Source organism: Microcoleus sp. S13_C5 (assembly GCF_036700845.1).
Classification (GTDB): domain Bacteria; phylum Cyanobacteriota; class Cyanobacteriia; order Cyanobacteriales; family Microcoleaceae; genus Microcoleus.
On record NZ_JAUBPR010000245.1, the window covers coordinates 1 to 2901 of the forward strand.

General features: G+C 43.8%; 3 protein-coding genes. All 3 read right to left on the reverse strand.

Features of this window, described 5'->3' with window-relative positions:
- Window positions 1-53: 53 nt before the first annotated feature.
- Window positions 54-206: a hypothetical protein gene (locus QUA04_RS29205; RefSeq protein WP_333264171.1), complete on the reverse strand. Its 153-nt coding sequence runs from the start codon at window positions 204-206 to the stop codon at window positions 54-56.
- Window positions 207-293: 87 nt separating this feature from the next.
- Window positions 294-1577, reverse strand: coding sequence for an RNA-guided endonuclease IscB (gene iscB, locus QUA04_RS29210; RefSeq protein ID WP_333264173.1), 1284 nt, complete (start codon window positions 1575-1577; stop codon window positions 294-296).
- Window positions 1578-1866: 289 nt separating this feature from the next.
- Window positions 1867-2838, reverse strand: a complete 972-nt coding sequence (locus QUA04_RS29215) for a sulfate ABC transporter substrate-binding protein (protein ID WP_333264175.1) — start codon at window positions 2836-2838, stop codon at window positions 1867-1869.
- Window positions 2839-2901 lie beyond the last annotated feature (63 nt).

Here is a 2901-nt window from a genome sequence, read left to right on the forward strand (position 1 = left end):
TATTATACTGATGATCGGTAAAAAAGTCATGGTGGGTTCATGAGTATTTATACTCATCGCAAAAGTGACACGCTCCCAACGCTAAAGCCCACAGCACCACCATCAATACTGATTTGCTGTTCCTTATCTCCTGAATTGCCACAACTCGTCATCAGGTTGCCCATGACGATGAGAGGGATTAGGTAAAACCAACGAGAAAATTTCATAAAAACCTCGCGGTAGCTTGGAAACCCAGTGGCTTTAGCCCTGGGAGGAAAAGGGACACGGGATACTTTAGTATCCCGTCAACAGTCTTAAGATCCATAATTGTACCCATCCTTTTGATGAATAGAAAAACAATATTTGTGATTAATGCCTTGGACTAATCCTTGGGGTGTTGACACATTAAAACTGCCAGATGAGCGGACAGCCACTCTACCCGTATAAGTACCCATCTTTTTGCCCGAAGTAACAACGGCTTTTACAATATCCCCTGTCTGGAAACCCTTCACAAACTTAAATCTCGGAACATACCTAGAAGGGAATCCAAATTTATCCGTGCGACACATTTGCCTTGAACCATGCCCCGTCGCTTTGATATTTAAAGGCTGATTCGCTGACACGAAAAATTCAGGTGTATTGCCTACGCAAGCGGCATCAAAGAAGTGGGTTTTTGTCAGTTTCAGCCGTATGCGATTGAATTTAGTCAACCCGCCAGAACTTGTAACGATCTCTTTACCTGTCGCTTTTAAGCGATTAAATAAAGCCCATCGAGTCGAGTTGACAGCAGTGGCATCCTTCAACGGACGCTTAGCTTGTGCCACGATTTTTTTCAAAATATCGGGTTTTTTTGCCAAGAATATCTTGATGTCTTTAATTCCTTTTTTTGTGTTGCAAGGTTCGCAAGCTAAGCACAGGTTAGATATTCTATTACTTCCGCCCGACGCTCTAGGATGTATGTGTTCAACTTGTAGCGGTACATTTTCTATGCCACAGTAAGCGCACCGCCTATCCCATTTAGCAAGAAGGTACTCGCGGACTTCGTAGCCTTGCAACTCTCCTTGTTGATACTCAATCCCTGAAATCTCCGGGTTTTCCATTTTTTGTAAATCAAACCTAACCAATTCCTGAAAGATTGTCTTAACGGGTGCAAGCTTTGATAGTTTGTTGACCCAAGTTAAAGTCGTATCTACTCGGTGTTGGAGACTGGGAGCTAACCAGCCTTTGGATCTAGTTCGGTTCAAAAATCTCGCTTGGCGATACCTTGTCTGCCGACTTCTGCGGTTGCGCCGCAGAGAACGACGCGATTCTAGCAATGCCTTGATCGTTTGCCCGCGATGGGTTAGTTCGGCTACCCAAATCAGATTGGAATTCAGAAGTAGAGCAAACCCCGTAACTTTTGAACCGGGGTCAATCTTTAAAGTGACAGGCTGCGGGTCTTGAGCTACATTTTTTTTCAAGATTATAGTGAAAGGATAAAGTCTGAAAACTTTACATTTGCCAACCTTTAACAGTTTGCGTGCCAAAGATGGTTTGCATGGTGTTAGTGGTTTGCGGTTAGCATCTAAAACAAAAACGTAATTTGGTTGGATAGACATTGTTGTGTCCCTTCGATTTCTCGTAAAGTTCGCTTTGCCAATGTTATGAGGGCTTTTTACGCTTGCAACACTATTCCAGTGACCTTAGAATTGTTTAATTGCAATCAACAGAGCGGAAAACTAGCGTCGCATTTTCCGGTGTTTTGACCCCCGTAACGTAGCCATTTAAGGCTTAGGCGGGTAAGCACGGCTTCAGTTTGTTTGCTGAAGCCCCGTGTCTTTAGACCGGGGTTGCTTACAGCATTTGAGTGTAAGTTTGGGAAAAAGAAAGTGAATTAGGCGTTTAGGTTCAGAACTTTCCCTTAATTTGGTCAAAGATGGCACCGTTTGCAAAAAACTTCTCTTTTATCAAGGACCACCCTCCTAAATCTTGAGCATTGAACAAAGTTTTAATTGGGGGAAATTGCACCTCTGCGCCTTGAGCGATAAAGGGATTGACCGAACGGTAGCCTAATTTGGTGAATTCTTGCTGAGCTTCGTCTGAATAGAGAAAATCGACAAAGGCTGCTGCTACTTCCCTCGTTCCATGCTTATCCACGTTTTTATCAACTATCGCTACGGGATTATCGATAGAGATATTGAGGGGAGGAACAAAGTAACTGGTTTTGGGTCGGTTCGTTCCAGTTCCAGCTAAAATCACTTCATTTTCATAGGTGATTAAGGCATCTCCCTGACCTTGTTGGAAGAATAAGTCGCTGGCTTCCCGGGCATCTTTGGTTAGGGTGGGAATTTTTTTATAGATTTTGCCCACAAAATCAAGGGCTTGTTGAGGTTCGCCTCCTTCTTGGGTTACTGACCCCCACAGACCTAAAAATTGCCAAACGCCAATACCCGATGTTTGAGGATTTGCTGCAATCACGTTTACATCTTCTTTGGCTAAATCTGCCCAAGTTTGAATATCTTTGGGGTTGCCTTCTCGGGTGACAATTGCCGCCACAGAATGACTAACTACTCCCCGTCTAGGAACTCTGTCCTCCCAGCCAAAATTAATCAAACCAGCTTCTTCGATGCGAACCACATCCAATGGGAGGGCAAGATGCACCACATCGGCTTCTTGTTTGCCGGCAATGATATCGTCGGTTTGCGCTAAAGACCCGCCATAACTGCGTTCAAAAATGACGTTTTGGTTGTGCTCTTTCTTCCACTTTTCAATAAATTTAGGGACGATTTGGTCATGGGCCGCTTTCGTCACTGAGAAGGAAACTAGGTTGAGCTTGACGGGAGCATAACACTTATGCGATGAGTATAAATACTCAGAGATACCATGCCCCTCATTAGTCCATAATTAAATATGTTTACCACTCTCGCAAAATTATGAATCCAG